Below are 18,350 nucleotides of genomic sequence, written 5' to 3' on the forward strand. Positions count from 1 at the left end.
GAAATGGGAACCAATTCAAGCAAAAGGTTCCCATTTCTTATTTTTTTATCGTCGATCTTTGGCCTTATCTCTATTCTGACTTCGTTGTGCATTCATACTCGAGATAGCATGACTTACTACATTTGATGCAGATTTTGCATTACGTTCGTCTTCGATTGCTTTTTGTTCAATTTGGACAAGCTCCTCAGGGGTGTTTTCAGTCATTCTCCACACTTCCTTGTATTTGATTTTTCTATTATTGTGCCTAGTTAACCCCCAAAAAATGTAGATATTTCCGAAAACGCTGATGAAATTATTACTCTTTTAACCAACCTCAAATTTAGCTTTATCTTTCCCGGTCAACTGCTTTACTTTTAATAAAAATACTAAAGTCATAATGATGGATACTCCTCCGAAAAGGACGGACATTAGCTGGAGCCCCATCAAATCTAAGAGGAAGCCAGTTATTAGCAAGACTATCTGAAAGGTGACACGGTCCAACATGTTACGGAAGGAGAAAAATCTGCCATGGAAATCCTTCGGCACCTTTGTTTGAAATATCGTGGCAGCGGTTGGGAAAAAGGATCCTACTGAAAAACCAAATAAGATAAACGCGATAATCGTTAACACTGGGCTGTCCGCAAAATACAGCATAACCTGGGAAAGACCAATCATAAACGAGCTCCCGAACAAAATAATATATTCAGAAATTCGGTCACTGATCTTTTTAATCAAAAAGGCCCCGAGCATAAAAGCGATTCCTTCTGTTGTGTAGATCAATCCTTTAATGGCAGAGCTGTCTTGCAGTTCACTGATATTGATGATCACAAGGTTTATTCCACCTAAAAATAGTACAGGAACAAGTGTCATGATAATCGTCATATAGACGACAGGAAGACGTTTAATAATCGGAAAAACATCTTTAAAGCTAGTTTTTTCCGTGCTTCTTGGAAGCGAATGGATATTATCTTTCTTTTCATCGATGTTCAAGAAAAAGGTGAGAATAAATAAAGCAATATAAGCAACAAGGTTAGTCACGTACACGATCGAAAGCGGAACGATGACCAATAACAGTCCAGCCAATGCAGTCCCTGCAATTCGGGAAAGGGTTGAGACATTCATATGAATTCCGTTTAATTGGAGCAAATCCTTGTCTTCGACAACAAGCGGAATCGCTGCTTGTAGGGCTGGAAAATAAAATGCGGCCGAAATTTGGATTAAAACGAGAAATACAACCATCCACCAGATCGAACCCGTTCCAAGTGCAATGAGCATGAAAATAACACTGACCGCACGGATAAAGCCGGCAATCAGCATAACTTTTTTCTTACTTATTAAGTCGGTAAGTCTGCCTGCATAGGGTCCGACAGCAATTCCTGCTAACAGTCCAGATGCAAGGAGGAGTGACTTTAAGAAATCCGAGGGAATCTTCTCTTGCATGAATTCTAAATTTCCGATAATGCCAAGCCATAATCCGACACCGGCAATAAATTCTCCTGTTAGTAAAATCAAAACATTTCTATTTTTAAGCATAGGTTGTGCCTCACAATCATTTAATCATGTACTTAACAATATTACTATATTAATAGAATTATTGTTAGTCTAGAAATATGAATAGTTTCTCGCAAAGGAAAAATAGTTTAGGCAGAAGTTTATGTACTAAAAAGCTTTATATTTGATATTTTCTAATTAATAATGAACCATATAGTTATCGTTGCATTTGAAGGAGGGGTTCGTATGACAAGAGCTTTGATCAATATTGATTACACCGTTGACTTTGTGGCAGATGAAGGGGCGTTAACCTGCGGAAAGCCTGGGCAGCAAATTGAAGAGGAAATTACGAAAATTACTCTGGATTTTATCGAGAATAACGATTATGTCGTTTTCGCAATTGATGCCCATAGCCAAAAAGACGCCTTTCATCCGGAAACGAAATTATTCCCACCCCATAATATTATCGGCACAGAAGGGCGCTTATTATATGGTGCCTTAAACAAGGTATACGCAAATAATAGGTTTGAAGAAAATGTGTATTGGATCGATAAGACACGATATTCAGCCTTCGCAGGAACAGATCTGGAATTGAAATTACGAGAGCGTAGCATTACAGAGATTCATTTAGTGGGGGTATGCACAGACATTTGTGTCTTACATACCGCAGTTGATGCGTACAATAAAGGGTTTAAAATCGTCGTTCATCAAAGTGCGGTTGCCAGTTTTAATCAAACAGGGCATGAGTGGGCTTTGCAGCATTTTTCCCAATCTCTTGGTGCAGAAGTAATTTAAGTTAGGTACAGGTAATGTTTCAAAATTATGCTTAGCATTCATAAAAAATAACTAGGCACCATCCAAAAGGAATGGTGCCTTTGCAACTTAAGGGATATATTTGGTATGTTAGACCAAGCCCCTTTTTTCTAATTGTACAAATCCGCTTAATCAGATTTGAACAGCTACCTTTAAAAAAACACAATTAGTACCAGCCCCACCTACGCTGAATACCATGATGACCACTGATGTCATCCCACCCATATATATTATAAATGAAAACGCTTACATTATTCAATGTTTATTTGGTTACTTTTTGAAAAAAGGGACAAAAGTACCAATTGGCTCCTTGGTTGGTTTCACATACATATGTTAGAGCACTAAAGTTTTTGGCAATTTTAAAATATTTTTACTTTAAAAGAATAATTATGTCAAAATAATTCATTCGTTTTGTTTTGAGATAACCTTCGAAAATAGGTTTTTATTATCAAGAGGTTGTTGGTAAATGTGGTATTTTACCATAATATATCAATATCATTTGTTATTTTTCATAATATTTTTACTTTTTGTTTTCGCATTCACATAGAATAATGTCTGTGCTACTATCAGATTTATCTTAGGGTGCTTAATTAAAAGTATCCAGAACTTATGGGGTATGAGTTCAAGTGATCATGCATTCAAAATCATTTAACAAAAGGTGGTTATAGGATGAGATGTGTGAATTTGGAAAGAGAACCTATACAAAGTGAAAACATGACCCTTTTAATGGAGATTCTGACACTCAAAACAGACTTGCGTGAATTATACTTACAAAAGGGTCCGGGGAATTCAGATTATATTTCCCTATCTTTAAAGCTTGATAAACTAATCAATGAATATTTTGAGGAGAAATTACAAGCTCTTAACTTATACTTATAGGTTGTTTTTGGATTGAAATAATAAGTTCCAGCTAATTCGAATAAAAACTCGCGATGGCTAACTATATTTCAAAAGAAATTCAATTCTCTCAAATGTCTGGCGCTATCTATATCAGGTGGTGCTTTTTTTGTGTCTAAAGGCCCAAAAAGGGAAGCAGCAGCTTAGCGCTTCCCAACTGGTATGTAGTAATCAAGCCTGCTAAATTTCCTCGGTGTCAACCCATTCCTTTACTTCGTATATGCCGACTATATCTTTTTTTGCTTTTTCAAATACTTCTACTGATTCATCGTTTGAGAAGGAAAAAATATAATGTGTTGGTGTTTCGGTTAGAACTCGAAAAGAATCAATCTCGCTACCTGCAAGTTTGACCATATAGACTTTCCCTGAAATGACTTCATTTGTCAGCGCTAAATTTCTCATCTAACATCCAGCTCCCTTATGATGCTTTTCCCTATTATTATAGCAAAACCATGTATTCATTAATGCAACAAATTCCGAATGATCTGTTTGTTTTGCTTATAAAACAAAACGTATCATTCGAAAAAAAACGAACAGTACAACCGTGCTGTTCGCTTACCATATTGGAAGCATCCCGCTTCACTAAATGTTAATCAATTCAACCTCGAGCCATTTCCGAACACTATTGATAAACCAAATTCGAGTACATTTGCTTAGGTCAGCAACAGTTAATGTTTTTTCTTGAATATCCCCATCTTTAAGCAGCTTTTCCCGAAAGGTGCCAGCGAGGAGGCCGCTGCTGATGGGCGGAGTATAAAATTGCCCATCCACCTCAAGGACAACATTCCCATTTGTGAATTCCGTCAATTCTCCGTCTTCATTCCAAAGCAACACATCGAATACATCGGCTGGTTTCTTCTGCTGAAACGGAGAGTAAATATCCCGATGTGTTGTTTTATGGTAGAGGAAGGGGGTGTGTTTATTTACTGGCACCTCTGCCAGGATAGCCTTAATAGGGGAACCAAGTTGTCCAGCGGGTTGACTCTCGATTGTTATATCACCGTTCTTGCTTAAAAGGAAACGGACCTTTACCGAGCTGTTGCCATGCTCTTTTGCAAATTGCGTTAGTTTATTTCGAGCATCCCTCTCTTGATAGGCGAACCCAAAGTATTTGGCTGAGCGCGCCAGCCTTCCTAAGTGTTCCTCAAGCAAGAAATATTCTCCCTTATTTAATAAAAAGCTTTCTAATAGCTGAAACTCGGGACGATCCTCTCCAAGTAAACTTGCTTTAACCAGTATTTCGTCGTATTCACCCTCAGCCGTTGAATCCCATGTAATACCACCACCCACTCCATAGGTGGCCTTTCCTGTTTTCTTCTCAATGACTACGGTTCTAATCGGGACGTTAAAAATCGCTTCCCGGGTCGGTGTGATGAAGCCGATTGCTCCGCAATAAATTTCACGCGGCTCTGATTCCAGTTCAGTAATGATCTTCATTGTACTAAGCTTCGGCGCCCCGGTTATCGAGCCACAAGGGAAGAGGGCTTTGAAAATATCAACAAGGGACGTCTCTGCAGAAATCTTCGCTGCAATTGTCGAGGTCATTTGATGAACGGTTGGGTAATGTTCGATTTCATAAAGCTTTGGGACATGTACGGTTCCTGGTTCTGACACTATGTTTAGGTCGTTACGAAGCAGGTCGACGATCATAACATTTTCGGCACGATTTTTTTCAGAGCGATATAACCAACTGGCGTTTTCCTCATCCTCTGCCAATGTATTCCCTCTTTTAACAGTTCCCTTCATCGGCCTGGTGGTAATGTTGTCCCCTTCCAAATGAAAGAACAGTTCAGGGGAGGCCGACAAAATACTGTGGTCACCAGTATGGATATAAGCGCAATAATTGGAGGCTTGAGCTTTTTTAAGTTTTGTAAAAAAAGCAAGCTCGTCGCCAGAGAATTGGGAGTGAAGCCGAATTGTATAGTTCGTTTGATATGTATCTCCGCTTTCGATGGCCGCTTTTATATACTGAATCGATGTGTGGTATTCTTCTTTTCCAACAGAAGGCTTCCAATCTGAAAGCGTATAGGTTCCGGCGCTTGTTAGTTCGAGCTTTTCTGGTCCGGTAAAGATACCAAACCATACCAGTGGCATTGCATGACCGGGTTTTACTTTCATCGCCGGGTCAAATGCCGCTGCGCTTTCGTACGTTAAAAATCCAGCCGCATAGTAGCCGTGATTGACGGCAATTTGAACCTGCTCCATGCAAGATAGAACTTCCTCAATCGATGAGGTTGATATGATTTTCAGTGGATTTTTAAACGTAAATGGCTCAACTACTCCGGCAGATGTGGCAAATTCAAAAGATAAAAGTGGTTCTTGTTTGTCAAAGTTTGGTGTTGACATGTCTATGATCCTTTACAGCTTATTTTTCATTTTCGTAACAACAATATTATATAAGAGTAGAAGTGCTTCTGAGAAGAAGATAATTTCAACGCTTTGCAGGCAAAGGGTGAGAACCGGCAAATCACCTTAGTTGTTAACGTTTCCAAAAAATTGGTTGTTAACTTACCTTACTAATTAATAGAAAATTATAAATATTCAGAAGATAATCATCTTATGAGCTACAGGATAAGACAGGTCAATACCTGTACATCCAGATGAAACAGTTCAAAACCCTTTTCTTTACTAAAAATATGGAACATGTTCACGAAAGGAGTATGAGCAATCATGAAACAACAAAAGTTGCTTATTAGCAGCGCGAGATTAAAAGATACGCTTGAACAGTTTGCTCAATTTGGACGGACGGAAAATAACGGGGTTACCAGGCTATCATTGTCCGAAGCAGACCGTTTAGCCCGGGATTTTTTTCGCTCATCCTGTGAGGAATTAGGAATGTCTGTAAAGGTTGATGATATGGGAAACATGTATGCAGTTTTAGAAGGAAAGGAAAACAAAGCACCGGTTGTTATCGGTTCCCATCTTGATTCAGTTAAAAAGGGCGGGCGTTTTGATGGTGTGCTAGGTGTGGTAGCCGGTTTAGAGGTGGCGAGGACACTAGTAGAAAATAGAATTACCCCCACACTGCCGTTGATGATTGTTAATTTTACGAATGAAGAAGGAGCCCGATTTGAGCCGTCGATGATGGCATCTGGTGTTTTATCCGGAAAATTCACAAAGGCGGCTATGGTTCACAAAAGGGATGTGGACGGAATTACGTTTGAACAAGCCTTAAAATCAACGGGCTATGCAGGCAAGGAAGAGAATCGCTTAACGGAAGCTTCTGCTTTCCTTGAACTCCATATTGAACAAGGGCCGATTTTGGAGCAAGAAGTTCTCTCTATTGGGATCGTTGAATGTGTTCTTGGCATGGTTTGTTATGAAATTGAAGTGACTGGCGAGTCCGATCATGCAGGAACAACGCCGATGGAAATGAGAAGGGATGCTTTATTTGCAACCAATAACATTATCGCCCAAGCCCGGGAGCAGTTGAGTACCATCGATCATGAGCTTGTGTTTACGATAGGGAGAATGAATGTTTGGCCTAATATTCATACTGTGATTCCAAATAGGGTCATTTTTTCGTTAGAAGCACGTCATAAGGATCCCGTAGTGATGAAGAAAGTGGAAGAGATTATTCAAGGACTAACCGCAATTTCAGCCAATGAAGGCTGTATCATTACCGCAAAAAAAATGTGGGACCGTTCAACGGTCTGGTTTGATCAACTTCTTTGTGATCAGCTAGAGGGTGCTTCTAAATCATTAGGATATCGATATAAACGGATGGTCAGCGGAGCGGGCCATGACGCGCAATTTATCGCAAGCTTCATACCCTCTGCAATGGTTTTTGTCCCAAGTAAGAAGGGGAAAAGTCATTGTGAAGAAGAGCTAACCAGTTGGGAAGACTGCACGAATGGTGTCAACGTTTTGTTGGAAACAGTGTTATCCTTACAAGCTAATCACTAAAGGGAGGGACCGTGATTGAGTCAATCAAAATCAACTTCGATCGACTTAAGCGTAAATTTTCAAGAAATCAATCCCGGTTTCACAAAACAGGAAGCGGCTGAAGAGGCGAACCGATGCCTTTTTTGCTTTGATGCCCCATGTATTCAAGCCTGTCCAACAGGTATTGATATCCCCGTATTTATTAAAAAAATTGCATCCGGAAATGTTAAAGGATCAGCGAAAACGATTCTTTCTGCTAACCCGATGGGAGCAAGCTGTGCCCGTGTTTGTCCAACCGAGGAATTATGCGAGGGTGCTTGTGTTCTCAACCACTCTACGAAGCCTGTTAAGATTGGGCTGCTGCAGCGCTATGCTACCGATGTAGCCATCCAAAACAATGAAAAATTATTTGAACCCACACAAAAAAATGGGAAAACAGTAGCGATAGTTGGCGCCGGTCCAGCTGGATTGTCTGCTGCGTGGGAACTTGCCCTGCTCGGTTATACTGTTACGATGTTTGAAGCGGAGGAGAAAGCCGGTGGGTTAAACTCGTACGGGATTGTGTCCTTCCGGCTGCCGCAAGCTATCCCCGCATGGGAAGTAAAGCAGGTTGAAAGCCTAGGTGTGCAAATTCGGACCCGTTCTCGAGTCGGAAAGGATATTTCGGTCGAGGATCTCCTGAAGCACTATGATGCGGTCCTGCTAACCATTGGAATGGGAAATGTTCCAAAGCTGGGTCTCAGCGGTGAAGACCTTGATGGAGTTATGGATGCCATTGAGTTTGTGAAGAGTACAAAGACGAAACCAATTAAGACTAACTTGTTTGGTAAAAAAATAGCCGTGATTGGAGCTGGAAATACAGCGATTGACGCTGCGACTTGCTCGGTGAGGCTTGGCGCAGACAATGTGAAGATTCTGTACCGGCGAACGGTTGATGAGATGACCGCCTATCCTTTTGAATATGAGTTCGCTAAGCAGGAAGGGGTAGAATTTAGGTGGCTAACCGCTCCTGTCCGGATCATCGGAGATGAAAACGGGCGCGTTAAAGGTATTGTATGCATCAAAATGGAGCTGGCTGAACAAGGTGATGATGGTCGACGGCGCCCAAAACCGGTTTCCGGAACAGAGTTTGTCCTAGAGGTAGACGCTGTCATTAAAGCAACAGGGCAGTCGAGATATATTGAGCTGGTCGAGCAATTTAATCTCAAACATGAGAATGGCGTGGTCATGATTGATCCGAGCCGCTTTCAAACCTCAAACAAAAAGGTGTTTGCCTGTGGTGATGTCATTTTTGGACAGGGCCAGGGTGAGGCGATGGTTGTATCTGCTGCTCAGCAAGGGAAACAAAGTGCTTATGGAATTCACCAGTTCCTAAATGAATCCGCAGCGGATCCTGGATTGCTTTTTCAAATAAATAAGGAGGTATGAATATGGCCGATTTACGGATTCAAATAGCCGGAATCAAATCAGCTAATCCATTTTGGTTGGCATCGGCTCCGCCGACAAACTCTGGATATCAGGTGCAGCGAGCCTTTGAAGCTGGCTGGGGAGGAGTAGTATGGAAGACATTAGGGGAACCGATCGTCAATACATCCTCCCGGTTTGCAGCTGTAAACTTTAACGGTCAGAGGGTAGCCGGATTTAACAATATTGAACTAATTACCGATCGGCCTTTGGATGTGAACTTGAAGGAAATTTACGAGACGAAAAAACGTTTCCCGGAGCACGCAATCATTGCTTCGTTGATGGTTGAGCCAAGACAGGACAAATGGCATGAAATTGTGAAAAAGGCGGAAGCGGTCGGAGTAGATGGACTGGAGTTGAATTTTGGCTGTCCACACGGAATGGCTGAACGGGGGATGGGCTCGGCCTCTGGACAAGTGCCAGAGCTTGTTAAAAAGCAAACGGAATGGGTTAAGGAAGTGGCAAAAACGCCCGTTATTGTAAAATTAACTCCGAATATTACGGATATTACGGCTACTGCCGAAGCAGCGGTTAATGGTGGCGCGGATGCTATCAGTTTAATCAATACGATTAACAGCTTGGCAGGCGTGGACCTTGATACTTGGAATACGATTCCTCACGTAGGAGGCAAAGGAGCCCATGGAGGCTACTGCGGACCAGCAGTAAAACCGATTGCTTTACACATGGTTGGGGAATGTGCCAGAAATCCACGCATTCCGATTCCTATTTCAGGAATTGGCGGAATTTCTAATTGGCGTGATGCTGTTGAATTTATGTTAATGGGTGCTACCAGTGTACAAGTTGCCACAGCGGCGATGCACCATGGATTCCGAATCGTTGAGGATATGATTGACGGGCTATCAAACTACCTTGATCAAAAAGGAATTTCAGCGGTTATGGAGATCATCGGAAAAACCGTACCAAAATATTCAGATTGGGGTGACTTGGATCTGAATTTCAGCGTGGTGGCTAGAATTAATCAAAATTTATGTATTCAATGCAATAAATGCCATATTTCCTGTGAGGATACCTCGCATCAATGTATTGACAGGTTACTAGATGAGCACGGAAATAGCTTTCTTCAAGTAAGAGAAGAGGATTGTGTTGGCTGTAATTTATGTTCGATTGTTTGTCCTGTTGATGGTGCAATTGACATGATTGAAGTTACAAACGGTTTGCCGTCAATGACCTGGAATGAACGACAGGAAGTATTAACGGCAATGTCACATGAGCTAAATGCAAAAGAGAGGAATAATGTTGATTATTCTCAAAAGGCTTAAATACTCAACCAATAGCTAAGCAATTAGGATTTTCTACGAGTTCAATAGTTTGAATATTGAAAAATGAGGAGGTTGAAAATGAAAAAAATCATAAAAAACGGAACGATTGTAACAGCAGTCGATACCTTTAAAGCGGATATTTGTATTGAAAATGGAACGATTAGCCAGATTGGAAGTCAGTTATCTTACCTAGGTGCCGAGATCATTGATGCGAAGGGCTGTTATGTGTTTCCTGGTGGAATCGACCCCCATACCCATTTGGATATGCCTTTTGGGGGGACGGTAACAAAGGATGATTTTGAAACAGGGACGATAGCAGCAGCCTTTGGGGGAACGACCACAATCATAGATTTTTGTTTGACAAAGAAAGGTGAAACATTACAAAGCGCAATCGATACATGGCATGCGAAAGCACAGGCTAAAGCGGTGATTGACTACAGCTTCCACCTGCAAATTGTTGAAATGAATGAGAATGTGTTAATGGAGCTTCCTGTTGTGATGGAACAAGAGGGGATTACTTCGTTGAAGGTGTTCATGGCCTATAAACATCAGTTTCAGGCAGATGATGAAACCTTGTTTAGAACCTTGGTGACAGCAAAGGAGCTCGGTGCACTTGTCATGGTTCATGCCGAAAACGGAGATGTCATTGATTTTTTAGTGAAAAAAGCACTGCAGGAAGGCAACACTGAGCCAATTTTTCATGCGTTGACGAGACCGCCCCAAGCTGAGGGCGAGGCAACCGGAAGAGCGGCGATTTTAACAGAGCTTGCTGGCTCACAGCTTTACGTTGTTCATGTCTCCTGTGCCGAGGCGGCAGAAAAAATTGCGAATGCGAGACGAAAAGGAATTGACATTTGGGGCGAAACCTGTCCCCAATATTTGGTGCTGGACCAATCATATCTTGAAAAGCCAAATTTCGAGGGAGCCAAGTATGTGTGGTCTCCGCCTCTTCGCGAGAAGTGGAATCAAGAGGTGCTATGGAATGCCTTGAAGAGCGGTGAGCTGCAAACCATTGGCTCGGACCAATGCTCGTTTGATTTTAACGGGCAAAAAGATCTAGGCAAGGGCGATTTTTCAAAAATACCAAACGGGGGACCGATCATCGAAGATCGCGTCAGCATCCTGTTTTCTGAAGGAGTTGTAAAGGATCGAATCAGCCTTAATCAATTTGTTGACCTGACTTCTACAAGAGCGGCCAAACTGTTTGGGCTATATCCGAAAAAAGGCACAATTGCCGTTGGTGCTGATGCGGATATCGTTATTTTTAATCCAACCGTTGAACGAATTATTTCTGGAAAAGCACACCATATGGCGGTGGATTACAATCCGTTTGAAGGAATGAAAGTGACGGGTGAGCCGGTATCCGTTCTATCACGCGGGGAATTTGTGATTCGAAATAAGAAGTTCGTTGGAAAAGCTGGCGCCGGAATGTATTTGAAACGGGCTAAGTATGGAAACAGCCAAGTAAATAACGAAATGAAAACAATCAAGCTTTAGATGCGATTGTTATTGGTGCCACAAATCGTCCTTGCAAAAACATGTCAAAACAGGGGGTATTATCATGAATAAAGATGGAAATTATTTGAAATCCCAAGATTTGCTGCCCATTTCTCATCAGAACCGGAATATTGGCCCATTTGGTTTTTCAGTTATTTGGATCGGCATGGCGATTGTTTTGGCGGCGTTCGCGATGGGCGGGGGAGGCGTTCAAAGCCTGTCACTGCCAATGGTGATCCTCGCTACACTAATCGGTTCAGTGGCGATTGGGATTTTCATGGTGATTATTGGAGATATCGGAGTTGAACACGGTCTTTCCTTTCCTGTTTATATGAGGGCCCCGTTTGGAACGATAGGCACCCATATTCCATCGATTGTCCGCGGTGTAACAGCGGCTAGTTGGTTTGGGATTAATACTTATTTTGGTTCAACGGCAATGAACGGGATTTTAACCCTTCTGTTTGGCTATGATAATTGGTTTATTTGCTTTTTAATTTTTGCGGCGGTTCAGCTGTTCAATACCTCGCTTGGCATCAAGTCGATTGAACGCTTTGCCGATTTAGCGGCACCGGTCATCATCTTAATTTCTTGCTGGATGTATGTAACCCTCGCCGATCAAGCAGCAGAGAATGGGAAGGACATTTGGAATTGGGTTGAAACCCCCGTTACCGGCGGGGCAGCGTTTACAGCATTTATGGTGGTCGTGATGAGCAATATGGGCTTTTGGGGTACGCTAGCAGCGGATATGCCTTCCTTATCACGTTATTTTAAAGCACCTGCAAACGAACGAAACTGGTTTAAACGCAATAAAACCCAGCTTGCAGGAAGTCTCATTATCATGCCGATTTTTAATACTTTGATGGTTGTGATTGGGGCAGTTTCTTACATTGCTTTAAACAATTATGACCCGGTTTTCGCACTACAGGAGGCAGCCTCCGGTTTCGTATTGGGTATTTTGTTATTGATGATTGTATTGGCTCAATGGTCAACCAACACGTCTGCCAATGTTATCCCTGCGGCTACGATTTTCTCCAATGTCGGTGGTCCAAAAGTTCCGTTCTGGGTCGGGGTACTGGTTGCTGGCATTATAGGGATTTTGGCACAACCGTGGAATTTGTTTGATGTGTTAAGCACCGCTCTCCTTGTAATAGGCGGGATTTTATCTTCTATCGTTGGGATTCTTTTTGCAGATTACTATATGATTCGAAAGCGCCGCGTCAACGTGTATGATTTGTATGAAATGAATGGCCAGTTCAAATACATGAAGGGATTCAATCTTGCTGGGTTGATCTCCTGGATCGTCGGTGGAATTATTGCTAATTTATTACCTGCCTATTCTTCGCTCGTTGGGTTTGTGGCGGGGGCATTTCTTTATTACTTGTTAGCGAAATATTGGTGGTTTGCAAAATACAAACAAGCTGAGCTTGAGGACCCGAGTGATGAAAAATATTTAGGGATAACGGTTGGCCGAGACTGGGATATTGCCGTTGACGAGGAGTTAGGCGTCATCCCGGAGACAGTGAATGAACAAATTTAAGGTGATCCGGAAAGGAGAGCGGCATGTCCGAATACAAACAGTTTTTGATAGAACGAGAGCAAATCGACTCACTTATTCAAAAGGGCTACAAAATTTTCAGTGTGAACGAGGATTTGAACGGTTCGCAGGTGGAGTTTTTGAAAAGCGGGTCAGATAACGAATTAATGGAAACATTGCATATCATCTCTCCTGGGGGAAGGAAGTATTTTTCGGTGAAGCTGCTGGAGCAACAGAATCATTGATAGGAAGAAGTTAGATAAACCTCAATCTCCATCAATTATTGTTTAAAGGAGCTTTAAAATGACGATTTTTCTAGACAAAATCAAGCATATAAAAAACTATATCGGCGGGGAATGGGTCCAACCAGGCTCCAATCAGAAAGAACTCGTACTTAACCCAGCAACAGGTGAAACGATTGCTGAAATTCATCTTTCTACTAGAGAAGATGTCGACCGGGCGGTTCAAACTGCTCAAGCAGCATTCAAAACATGGGCACAAACTCCAGTTCCGAAACGAGCTCGAATTCTCTTTAAATATCAGCAGCTACTTGTTGACAATGGGGAGGAGCTCGCCAGGCTCATCACATTAGAGAACGGGAAAAGCGTGACAGAAGCTATGGGCGAGGTGCAGCGCGGGATAGAATGTGTTGAATTCGCGGCAGGCGTTCCGGCTCTTATGATGGGGCGGCAACTCCCTGATATTGCAACCAACCTGGAGTCGGGCATGTACCGTTACCCGATAGGTGTTATCGGTGGGATTACCCCATTCAATTTTCCAATGATGGTGCCATGCTGGATGTTTCCACTTGCGATTGCCTGTGGAAACACCTTTGTCTTAAAGCCATCTGAACGAACACCGCTCATGGCAGCGCGGCTTGTTGAACTTTTCGAAGAGGCGGGCCTGCCAAAAGGAGTTTTAAATATTGTGAATGGTACTCATGACGTTGTCAATGCATTATTAGAACATAAGGATGTTAGTGCCATCTCCTTTGTCGGTTCACAACCTGTTGCAGAGTATATGTATAAAAAGGGAACCGCCCATCTCAAGCGAGTTCAAGCACTTTCTGGTGCAAAAAACCATTCTATTGTGTTAAAGGATGCAGATATCGATCTCACAGCGCGTGAAATCACCAATGCTGCCTTTGGATCTGCAGGAGAGCGCTGTATGGCGGCAGCAGTCGTCGCGGTGGAGGAGACAATTGCTGACAAATTAATCAAACGTTTGATGAAATTAGCCGATAGCCTAATCATTGGCGACGGTTTGGATGAAGCGGTATCCCTTGGACCTGTCATTCGCGAAGAACACAAGGCACGGACGATCGGATATATCGAATCTGGTATCTCCCAAGGAGCAAAGCTAGTCCGTGATGGCAGGAAAGATGAAGCGGCAACCAGCAAAGGATTTTTCCTCGGACCAACGATTTTTGATAACGTTACACCAGAAATGAACATCTGGAAGGACGAAATCTTTGCGCCAGTTCTCTCCATTGTTCGTGTGAAGGATTTGTCTGAAGCAATCGAAGTGGCCAATTCTTCACGCTTTGCAAACGGCGCCTGCTTGTACACAGATAGTGCCGCTGCTGTGCGGCAGTTTCGGGAAACAATTGATGCCGGCATGCTTGGGGTTAATATTGGCGTCCCTGCCCCGATGGCCTTTTTCCCATTCTCTGGCTACAAGCATTCGTTTTATGGAGATCTGCATGCGAATGGAACGGATGGAGTTGAATTTTATACTCGAAAGAAAATGCTAACCGGTCGGTATGAATTGAGAACATAAGGAGCTGAACCTATGTCGATGATTAAAAATAAAGCAGATAGAATGATAGAAAAGGATCAGCAGTATTTATGGCATCATATGACACCCTATAAAGAACAGTCAATCCCCACTGTGGCGGTGGAAGGCTCCGGTTCATGGGTAACTGACATCAATGGTAAAAGATATTTAGACGCTATGTCAGGTCTGTGGTGCGTCAATGTAGGCTATGGAAGGGAAGAGCTAGCACTCGCTGCCTATGAACAAATAAGAATGATGCCCTATTTTCCGTTATCGCAAAGTCATCTTCCCGCAATTGAATTAGCCGAAAAACTAAATGACTGGCTTGAGGGAGATTATGTTATTTTTTACTCTAACAGCGGCTCCGAGGCAAACGAAACAGCCTTTAAAATTGCCCGTCAATATCATCAGCTTATGGGTGAACCAAGCCGGTATAAGTGTATTTCCCGATACAGAGCTTATCACGGTAACTCGATGGGGGCTTTATCAGCAACAGGGCAGGCAGTCAGAAAATATCAATACGAACCGCTTGCTCCTGGCTTTATTCATGTCAGTCCCCCGGATAGTTATCGTCGTCCGGCCGGGCAAACTGCTGAAGAGTTTAACTTGCAATGTGCTTTGGAAATTGAAAAAACCATTATTTGGGAGGGGTTGGAGTCTATTGGCGCTATTATTATGGAACCAGTGATAACAGGAGGCGGTGTGCTCATACCCGAACCGATTTACATGGAAAAGGTACAGGAAATCTGCGAAAAATACAGGGTCCTCTTGATTATCGATGAGGTGATTTGTGGGTTCGGCCGGACCGGGAAAAAATTCGGCCATATGCACTTCAAGGTAAAACCAGACATTGTCACAATGGCGAAAGGCTTAACAAGTGGTTACCTGCCACTATCAGCTACAGCGGTTCGAAGGGACATTTATGAAGCATTTAAGAGTACGGACGAGTACGGCTATTTTCGGCATGTCAATACATTTGGCGGCAATCCTGCTGCCTGTGCAGTCGCATTAAAGAATCTTGAAATCTATGAAAAAGAAAACCTGATTGAACGTTCACGTATATTAGGCGACCGCCTAAGTCAGGAACTGAATGAACTAAATACCCATCCGCACATAGGCGATATTCGCAGTTTTGGATTTATTTTAGGAATAGAATTGGTGGAGGACAAACAAACAAAAATACCGCTCGCTAACTCCAAAGTCGAGCAGATGATTTCTGAATGCAAGTCACATGGACTCATTGTGGGCCGAAACGGGGCGACAGTTGCCGGTTACAATAATATTTTAACACTAGCACCGCCATTATCCTCAACCGACGAGGATTTAGAATTCATAATCAAAACAATTAAAAAAGTCATCGGTAAAAAAGATTAGCGAATTTTCTAGTCAGGCAGGATTTTGTCTGACTGTTTTTTTGTTTATTACTGTGTCAATTTGTAAAAACCTTGTCAGATAATATTACAGGTTAATAGTAGAGAGTTCGTTTTTTTAATATTCTGAATAGGCGGTTGACAATACTAGTATTGTAACCCGAACTTCACTTATTTTAGGAGGATTCAAATGAAAACATTATCTTTAAACCTAGCAAAGAAATTAATCGAAGCTTCTGAACAAAAAGCGAAAAGCCTTGGCCTATCCATGGTTATTAGTATTGTTGATGAAGGCGGCAATTTAATCGCTGTTCATCGAATGGACGATGCGTGGATCGCCAGCATTGACATCGCTCAAAATAAAGCTTGGACATCTGTTGCTTTAAAAATGCCAACATCAGCATTAGCCAGTGCAACGATTCCAAACTCAGACCTGTATGGTTTGAATACAACTAACAATGGCAGAATCGTCGTATTTGGCGGAGGAATTCCCCTTGTTCAAGATGGTAAAGTGATTGGCGCAGTTGGCGTCAGCGGCAGTACGGTCCCGAATGATATTCAGGTAGCAGAAGCAGCGGTTAAGGCTTTTGAAGAGATCGCGGTTATGAACTAATCCTATTGGACAAGTACCAGGCTCGTTCCTTAAAAGGATGAGGCCTGGTACGGGTTAGGTTATTGAAGGTTGGAATCCTGTGTCTTAATGAAAAAAGCGTTTTGAAGGACTCTCGAAAACCCCTCAAACTAAGATACCACCATATTTCCCAAAAGATTACTAAAATCTACATAATTATGTTTCGATTACATTTCTGTCCCTTTTCAAATCTATTATATAATCAGAACAATGAACTTAATCTATTTGGATTATTACATCTAGGAAAGGACTATAAATAAAAACAAGCTCTTTTTTTATGATTTCAGCCCATTTTTGTTATATAATTGTAGAAATGACTTTGAGAAAGCCATAAAAGGAAGGTAGTATATGTCTGTAGAAAACGAAAACATTACAAGAATACATCTAGATGGCAAGGAATATATCCTTGTTGGAACAGCCCATGTTTCGCGACACAGTGCGGATTTGGTTAAAGAAGTGATTGAAGCGGAAAGACCAGACTCAGTTTGTGTCGAACTAGATGAACAACGATATCAATCGATTGTAGATGGTAACAAATGGAAAGATACCGATATCTTTAAGGTAATTAAAGAAAAGAAAGCTCCATTGCTGTTAATGAATCTTGCCCTATCTTCCTTTCAAAAACGGATTGCAAATCAATTTGGGATTAATGCTGGACAAGAAATGATCCAAGGGATTAAATCAGCCGAAGAAGTTGGCGCCAAGCTTGTCCTTGCAGACCGAAATATTCATATAACCTTTTCTCGGATTTGGCGTGGTGTGGGCTTTAAGGGAAAAATGCTCCTGCTTGCTCAAGTCATTGCGAGCGTATTCAGTAAGGAAGCCATTTCCGAAGAGGAACTGGAAAAAATGAAGAACCAGGATACGATTAATGCTGTTCTTAATGAGTTCACCGAAGCTTTCCCAAGATTAAAGAAACCGTTAATTGATGAACGGGATCAATATTTAGCTCAGAAAATTAAAGATGCACCAGGGGAAAAGGTAGTTGCTGTCTTAGGGGCAGCTCATGTACCAGGCATAAAAGAAGAAATAAAGAAAGACCATGATCTCGCCCGCTTAAATGAGCTTCCAGCAAAATCAAATGCACCGAAATTAATGGGCTGGATCATTCCAATCTTGATTATTGCGATGATTGCTTATACTTTTTATGCGAACCCTACAGCGGGATTGCATCAGACGATGAGTTGGATTCTGTTTCATGCGTCATTCTCTGCACTTGGAGTAGCACTTGCATTTGGGCACCCGCTCGCGATTCTGACTGCATTTGTTGCTGCACCCATCACTGCATTAGACCCGATTACCGCAGCAGGCTGGTTTGCTGGTTTTGTTCAAGCTTATTTCCGCCGACCAAGTGTGAGAGATTTTGAAAACTTGTCTGAGGACGTTTTCTCCGTTAAAGGATTTTGGCGCAACAAGGTAACCCGAGTTCTCCTTGTCGTGATGTTCGCGAATATAGGAAGCTCCTTAGGGACTTTCATTGGTGGAGCTAATATTGTTCGCTTATTTTTAGAGAATTTTAAATAAAAGTATAAGTTATGGACAAAGACAACAGCCTTTTCACCAATCGGTAGGGGGGAGCTGTTGTTTTTTTGTGCTGTTTTGGTTAGAGTGAGATATAAATTAACTGCTTTATCTGTAAAAAAAACAATATATCAAGAAAAAAACGAGGTATATCTGTAAAAAATTAAATATATCAAGAAAAAACAACAATATATCTGTAAAAAATTTATTTT

Annotated in this window: 16 protein-coding genes; 12 read left to right on the top strand and 4 right to left on the bottom strand. The window is 42.0% G+C overall.

Annotated elements, in window-relative coordinates:
• Window positions 1-45: 45 nt before the first annotated feature.
• Window positions 46-204, bottom strand: coding sequence for a hypothetical protein (locus tag ACI48O_RS19035; RefSeq protein ID WP_435563428.1), 159 nt, complete (start codon window positions 202-204; stop codon window positions 46-48).
• Window positions 205-303: 99 nt separating this feature from the next.
• Window positions 304-1,512, bottom strand: a complete 1,209-nt coding sequence (locus ACI48O_RS19040) for an MFS transporter (protein ID WP_435563429.1) — start codon at window positions 1,510-1,512, stop codon at window positions 304-306.
• 204 nt (window positions 1,513-1,716) lie between these two features.
• Here ACI48O_RS19040 and ACI48O_RS19045 point away from each other — a divergent pair, with 204 nt between their 5' ends.
• Together ACI48O_RS19045 and ACI48O_RS19050 are read left to right on the top strand one after the other, a co-directional pair.
• The gene (locus ACI48O_RS19045) at window positions 1,717-2,265 is read left to right on the top strand and encodes a cysteine hydrolase family protein (RefSeq protein ID WP_435563430.1); all 549 of its coding nucleotides are present in this window, start codon (window positions 1,717-1,719) and stop codon (window positions 2,263-2,265) included.
• Window positions 2,266-2,952: 687 nt separating this feature from the next.
• Window positions 2,953-3,162: a Spo0E family sporulation regulatory protein-aspartic acid phosphatase gene (locus tag ACI48O_RS19050; RefSeq protein WP_435563431.1), complete on the top strand. Its 210-nt coding sequence runs from the start codon at window positions 2,953-2,955 to the stop codon at window positions 3,160-3,162.
• Window positions 3,163-3,360: 198 nt separating this feature from the next.
• Here ACI48O_RS19050 and ACI48O_RS19055 read toward each other — a convergent pair whose 3' ends face one another.
• Complete coding sequence (locus ACI48O_RS19055; protein ID WP_435563432.1) at window positions 3,361-3,582, bottom strand: hypothetical protein; 222 nt, start codon at window positions 3,580-3,582, stop codon at window positions 3,361-3,363.
• Between the two features lie 180 nt (window positions 3,583-3,762).
• A complete protein-coding gene (gene pabB, locus ACI48O_RS19060) occupies window positions 3,763-5,526 on the bottom strand; it encodes an aminodeoxychorismate synthase component I (protein WP_435563433.1) in 1,764 nt (587 codons plus the stop codon).
• 324 nt (window positions 5,527-5,850) lie between these two features.
• Here pabB and ACI48O_RS19065 point away from each other — a divergent pair, with 324 nt between their 5' ends.
• From ACI48O_RS19065 to ACI48O_RS19110, 10 genes are all read left to right on the top strand, one after another.
• Window positions 5,851-7,086, top strand: coding sequence for a Zn-dependent hydrolase (locus tag ACI48O_RS19065; protein ID WP_435563434.1), 1,236 nt, complete (start codon window positions 5,851-5,853; stop codon window positions 7,084-7,086).
• A gap of 15 nt (window positions 7,087-7,101) precedes the next feature.
• On the top strand, window positions 7,102-8,493 hold the full coding sequence (locus ACI48O_RS19070; protein WP_435563435.1) for an NAD(P)-dependent oxidoreductase: 1,392 nt from the start codon (window positions 7,102-7,104) through the stop codon (window positions 8,491-8,493).
• Between the two features lie 2 nt (window positions 8,494-8,495).
• Complete coding sequence (gene preA, locus ACI48O_RS19075) at window positions 8,496-9,809, top strand: NAD-dependent dihydropyrimidine dehydrogenase subunit PreA (protein WP_435563436.1); 1,314 nt, start codon at window positions 8,496-8,498, stop codon at window positions 9,807-9,809.
• Between the two features lie 78 nt (window positions 9,810-9,887).
• Window positions 9,888-11,306 carry a dihydropyrimidinase gene (gene hydA, locus ACI48O_RS19080; protein WP_435563437.1) on the top strand — a complete coding sequence of 473 codons (1,419 nt, stop codon included), beginning with the start codon at window positions 9,888-9,890 and terminating at the stop codon, window positions 11,304-11,306.
• Window positions 11,307-11,370: 64 nt separating this feature from the next.
• Window positions 11,371-12,843 carry an NCS1 family transporter gene (locus ACI48O_RS19085; RefSeq protein WP_435563438.1) on the top strand — a complete coding sequence of 491 codons (1,473 nt, stop codon included), beginning with the start codon at window positions 11,371-11,373 and terminating at the stop codon, window positions 12,841-12,843.
• A gap of 23 nt (window positions 12,844-12,866) precedes the next feature.
• Window positions 12,867-13,085, top strand: a complete 219-nt coding sequence (locus ACI48O_RS19090; protein WP_435563439.1) for a hypothetical protein — start codon at window positions 12,867-12,869, stop codon at window positions 13,083-13,085.
• Between the two features lie 58 nt (window positions 13,086-13,143).
• A complete protein-coding gene (locus ACI48O_RS19095) occupies window positions 13,144-14,619 on the top strand; it encodes a CoA-acylating methylmalonate-semialdehyde dehydrogenase (RefSeq protein ID WP_435563440.1) in 1,476 nt (491 codons plus the stop codon).
• 12 nt (window positions 14,620-14,631) lie between these two features.
• Window positions 14,632-15,990 carry an aspartate aminotransferase family protein gene (locus ACI48O_RS19100; RefSeq protein WP_435563441.1) on the top strand — a complete coding sequence of 453 codons (1,359 nt, stop codon included), beginning with the start codon at window positions 14,632-14,634 and terminating at the stop codon, window positions 15,988-15,990.
• A 186-nt stretch (window positions 15,991-16,176) separates the two neighbouring features.
• Window positions 16,177-16,599, top strand: a complete 423-nt coding sequence (locus tag ACI48O_RS19105) for a GlcG/HbpS family heme-binding protein (protein ID WP_435563442.1) — start codon at window positions 16,177-16,179, stop codon at window positions 16,597-16,599.
• Window positions 16,600-16,965: 366 nt separating this feature from the next.
• Window positions 16,966-18,141 carry a TraB/GumN family protein gene (locus ACI48O_RS19110; protein WP_435563443.1) on the top strand — a complete coding sequence of 392 codons (1,176 nt, stop codon included), beginning with the start codon at window positions 16,966-16,968 and terminating at the stop codon, window positions 18,139-18,141.
• Window positions 18,142-18,350 lie beyond the last annotated feature (209 nt).

Source organism: Neobacillus terrisolis, from assembly GCF_051233475.1.
Taxonomy (GTDB): Bacteria; Bacillota; Bacilli; order Bacillales; family Cytobacillaceae; genus Bacillus_BU.

Coding starts and splice junctions, on each gene's coding strand:
- ACI48O_RS19035 (WP_435563428.1), bottom strand. CDS start 204: ATGACTGAAAACACCCCTGAGGAGCTTGTCCAAATTGAACAAAAAGCA.
- ACI48O_RS19110 (WP_435563443.1), top strand. CDS start 16,966: ATGTCTGTAGAAAACGAAAACATTACAAGAATACATCTAGATGGCAAG.
- ACI48O_RS19100 (WP_435563441.1), top strand. CDS start 14,632: ATGTCGATGATTAAAAATAAAGCAGATAGAATGATAGAAAAGGATCAG.
- ACI48O_RS19045 (WP_435563430.1), top strand. CDS start 1,717: ATGACAAGAGCTTTGATCAATATTGATTACACCGTTGACTTTGTGGCA.
- ACI48O_RS19040 (WP_435563429.1), bottom strand. CDS start 1,512: ATGCTTAAAAATAGAAATGTTTTGATTTTACTAACAGGAGAATTTATT.
- ACI48O_RS19095 (WP_435563440.1), top strand. CDS start 13,144: ATGACGATTTTTCTAGACAAAATCAAGCATATAAAAAACTATATCGGC.
- pabB (WP_435563433.1), bottom strand. CDS start 5,526: ATGTCAACACCAAACTTTGACAAACAAGAACCACTTTTATCTTTTGAA.
- ACI48O_RS19085 (WP_435563438.1), top strand. CDS start 11,371: ATGAATAAAGATGGAAATTATTTGAAATCCCAAGATTTGCTGCCCATT.
- ACI48O_RS19065 (WP_435563434.1), top strand. CDS start 5,851: ATGAAACAACAAAAGTTGCTTATTAGCAGCGCGAGATTAAAAGATACG.
- ACI48O_RS19105 (WP_435563442.1), top strand. CDS start 16,177: ATGAAAACATTATCTTTAAACCTAGCAAAGAAATTAATCGAAGCTTCT.
- ACI48O_RS19055 (WP_435563432.1), bottom strand. CDS start 3,582: ATGAGAAATTTAGCGCTGACAAATGAAGTCATTTCAGGGAAAGTCTAT.
- ACI48O_RS19090 (WP_435563439.1), top strand. CDS start 12,867: ATGTCCGAATACAAACAGTTTTTGATAGAACGAGAGCAAATCGACTCA.
- hydA (WP_435563437.1), top strand. CDS start 9,888: ATGAAAAAAATCATAAAAAACGGAACGATTGTAACAGCAGTCGATACC.
- preA (WP_435563436.1), top strand. CDS start 8,496: ATGGCCGATTTACGGATTCAAATAGCCGGAATCAAATCAGCTAATCCA.
- ACI48O_RS19050 (WP_435563431.1), top strand. CDS start 2,953: ATGAGATGTGTGAATTTGGAAAGAGAACCTATACAAAGTGAAAACATG.